Below are 3,351 nucleotides of genomic sequence, written 5' to 3' on the forward strand. Positions count from 1 at the left end.
GGCGCCCGCCGCGGAGGTGGAAGCGTCGCGAGGCGCGTTCGGCCAGCGCACCGGCGGCGCAGACGCCGGACCGCAGAACCGCTCGGAGCGTCGCGCCCAGGAGCGAAAGGGACGCTGAGGCACGAGAACGAGCGGGATCCGTTGGGCCGTTCGGCCGATCGGGTCCCGCTCGTTCGTGCGGCTGATTCCGCGTCGCTCGTCAGAGCACGCTGATGGCGCTCGCGCGCCAGCGCTGGTCCATGCCCTCGAGTCGGATGGCGACCGCTCGCGCCCTGGCCTTCTGGTGCACCATGACCACGGCCTCGAGCACGCCGTCTGCGGGCTCGCAGAGGTGCACCGTTCCCACCGTGAACGCCGGCCGCTGGGGAGCCTGCCCCTTGACGCGTCGTGCGCGCGCGGCGAGCACGACGCGCTTCGAGAGGTTGCGGTAGACGTCGTCGGTCACCCAGCGGGCGAGCTGGTCGAGGTCGCGCGCGCCGGCGAGCACCTCGATGACGCAATGGGTCAGGCTGCGCAGCAGCGGCTCGGGATCGGGGAGTTCACTGCGACGTGCCGGCTGACGACCGAAGAACTCGTCGTCATCGAGGAACTGCGGGGCAGAACCTCGCATCGGTGCGTGGCCGGCGGCAGGGCGTGCGGTCATCTCGGCTCCATTGAGGGGATGGCGGCGACCTTCGGCCACCGGTTGGATCACCCCCGATCGGGGGACGTCGGGGAATCCTAGAGTGAACCGTATGCATCCGCGCCGACACGTGTCAAGCATTTCGGGCGCCTGTGGAGAACGATCCGATCACGGTGTGCCGGAGGGTAGCGTGCCTGCATGCGATGGGACCTGCTGTTCGACGACCTCGAGTCGCAGCTCGACCATGAGCAGCGCGAGGAGGAACGCGCCCTCGCACTCGAGGAGGAACGGCTGCGCCTCGGGAGGCTGACGCTTCGCGATCGACTCGCCGCGATGGCGAAGGAGGCCGGAGACGACCCCTCCGCGTGCATCAGGGTCGAACTCCGCGGCGGTGAGGTGCACGATCTCCGCCCGCTCGCGTTCGGGCGGGACTGGATGAGTGCAGGCCTGCACGGCCCTGCACTCGCGGGGCGCCAGTGCATCGTGCCCTTCGGCGCGATCGCGGCCGTCCTGCCCGGCCGGACACAGGTCGAGGCCAGTCTTCGCCCCGTCCCCGAGTCGGCCGCGCGCCTGGCCGAGCGGATCGGGCTCCCGTTCGTCCTTCGCGACCTGTGCCGCAGGCGGCTGCCGGTGCAGCTTGCGACCGACGACGGCCGCGTGCACGGCACCGTCGACCGCGTGGCGCGGGATCACCTCGATCTCGCGGTGCACGAGCCGGGAACCGTGCGACGGGAGCGGGAGGTACGGGGCATCCGGATCGTCCCGTTCGACCGGATCGTCCTCGTCTCGTTCGGCTGACCAGCCGGGCGGGGGAGTCGACGTGCCAGGTCTGTCGACCTGGCAGGTCTGTCGACCTGGCAGGTCTGTCGACCGGCGGTTCAGTCGACCGGGCGGAGGCGGGCGGTCCGCGCGCCCGAGAGCTCGGTCACGTTCGCGAACTCGCCCTGGTTCCAGAGGGAGTGCCGGCGCGTCGCCTCGTACTGGTCGTCGATCCACAGCTCGAGTTGCGTGCGCTCGACCCGCCATGGCCCCGACGTGCCGACCCGGATGGCCGGCAACTCGCCCGAGCGGATGAGCTCGTCGACCGTCGCGACATCGACCGCCAGCAGCTCAGCCGCGTCGGCGACCGTCAGGAAGCGGCCGATCTCGTCGCCTGAACCGGGTGTGGTCATGAGACCAGTATCGACCTGTCGTCGGATGCGATGGGCAGGTGTGGATAACTTCGCAGGGTCCTCCCGGGTTCGGGCGACGATGGATGCCGGCGTTCGCGCCGACCGCTCTGCACCCACACCCCTGGAAGGACGCCGATGGCTCGTCGACCCGCCCGCTCGGAGCGCGGCGCCCTCCGCCTCGACCCGCGCCTCGTCATCGGGATCGTGCTCGTCGCGGCCTCCACGACGGGCGTGTGGGCACTCGTGAACGGCCTCGACGACGCCATCGAGGTCTACTCCGTTCGCGACACGGTCACCGCGGGCACGCGTCTCGACGCCGATGACCTCGTCGTCGAATCGGTGCGGCTCGGTTCGACAGCCGACCGGTACCTCGCGCCCGACGCGCTCGGCGACGGCGGGCTCGTGGCCACTCGCACGATCGAAGCCGGCGAGCTGGTGCCGCGTTCCGCCGTCGACGAGGTCGACCGCACCGGCCTCGCGACGGTCGTGGTCCCGAGTCGCGGCACGCTCCCGAGCGAGCTCCGCGTCGGTTCCACCGTCGACGTCTGGTCGGCACGCGAGATCGAACGCGGCGCGTACGAACCCCCGGCCGTGCTCGTCGCGGGCGCCGAGGTCGCCGGCATCCAGGAGGCTGGCGGCATGGTGGATTCAGGCGCCGCCTCGGTCGAGCTCGTGATCCCGCGGGAGAAGGTCGCGGCGCTGCTCGAGGCGCTCGCCGCCGAGGATGCGATCGACCTCGTACCGGCGCGGGTGAGCGAGCCCCGATGACCAGGCTGGCGCTCGCGCTCGACCCTGCGACCGAAGACCGCCTCCTCGCCGACGTGGTGGAGCACGGCCACACCGTCGTGGCACGGCTGGTCGGGTGGCGAGACGTGGTCGACAGCCTCGACGTGCTGGCGCCGGACGTGGTGCTCGTCGGCGCCGGCCGGGTCACGCTCAGCGCCGAGCTGCTCGACGCGTGCGACGAACGGGGCATCCGCGTCATCGCACTCGCCGGCGGCGACGGCGAGCGATCGAATGCCACGCAGCTCGGCCTGCACGAGGTGGTCGATCGGTCGGCGACGTGGAGCGAGATCGAGATTCTCGTCCGAGGCGGCGTTCCCGTGCCGTCGCGCGTCGGCGAGGCGGCGAGCGGCGCCGCCCGGCGATCGGCAGAGGTCATCGCCGTCTGGGGTCCGGCAGGCGCGCCGGGTCGAACCACGCTCGCCGTGAACGTGGCCGCCGAGATCGCCGCCGCCGGCCACACGGTCGCACTCGTCGACGCCGATCCCTACGGCGGCGCCGTCGCACCATCGCTGGGCCTGCTCGACGAGGCGCCCGGGTTCGCCTCGGCGTGCCGCCTGGCGGGCGGGGACGCGCTCGACCGCGCAGAGCTCGAGCGCATCGTGCAGCGATACTCGGCGCCGCGTGCGTCGTTCGACGTGTTCACCGGCCTCGTGGGGCCGAGTCGCTGGCCCGAGCTCGCACACGATCGCGTGACGGCGGCGATCCAGGCCATTGCCGCGCAGGTCGAATACGTCGTCATCGACACCGGATTCAGCCTCGAGCGCGACGAGG

5 protein-coding genes are annotated in these 3,351 nt (G+C 71.9%); 3 read left to right on the forward strand and 2 right to left on the reverse strand.

Annotated features, from left to right (window positions below; translation table 11 throughout):
- Positions 1-199 precede the first annotated feature (199 nt).
- Positions 200-643 carry an Rv3235 family protein gene (locus AC1DY2_RS17490; RefSeq protein ID WP_476763571.1) on the reverse strand — a complete coding sequence of 148 codons (444 nt, stop codon included), beginning with the start codon at positions 641-643 and terminating at the stop codon, positions 200-202.
- 177 nt (positions 644-820) lie between these two features.
- On the opposite strand from AC1DY2_RS17490, the gene AC1DY2_RS17495 reads away from it, so the two are divergent.
- Positions 821-1,420: a hypothetical protein gene (locus AC1DY2_RS17495; RefSeq protein WP_476763572.1), complete on the forward strand. Its 600-nt coding sequence runs from the start codon at positions 821-823 to the stop codon at positions 1,418-1,420.
- Between the two features lie 80 nt (positions 1,421-1,500).
- Here the strand turns inward: AC1DY2_RS17495 and AC1DY2_RS17500 are convergent, their stop codons facing one another.
- Positions 1,501-1,794 carry a helix-turn-helix domain-containing protein gene (locus tag AC1DY2_RS17500; protein ID WP_309973136.1) on the reverse strand — a complete coding sequence of 98 codons (294 nt, stop codon included), beginning with the start codon at positions 1,792-1,794 and terminating at the stop codon, positions 1,501-1,503.
- A gap of 135 nt (positions 1,795-1,929) precedes the next feature.
- Between AC1DY2_RS17500 and AC1DY2_RS17505 the strand changes: the two genes are divergently transcribed.
- Both AC1DY2_RS17505 and AC1DY2_RS17510 read left to right on the forward strand, forming a co-directional pair.
- Positions 1,930-2,562 carry a hypothetical protein gene (locus AC1DY2_RS17505; RefSeq protein ID WP_476763573.1) on the forward strand — a complete coding sequence of 211 codons (633 nt, stop codon included), beginning with the start codon at positions 1,930-1,932 and terminating at the stop codon, positions 2,560-2,562.
- Positions 2,559-3,351, forward strand: a 793-nt coding sequence (locus AC1DY2_RS17510) for a CpaE/TadZ family protein (RefSeq protein ID WP_476763574.1), incomplete at its 3' end; no start/stop codon positions are given. The genes AC1DY2_RS17505 and AC1DY2_RS17510, both read left to right, overlap by 4 nt.

It is taken from the genome of Agromyces sp. P1_H4, assembly GCF_056405255.1.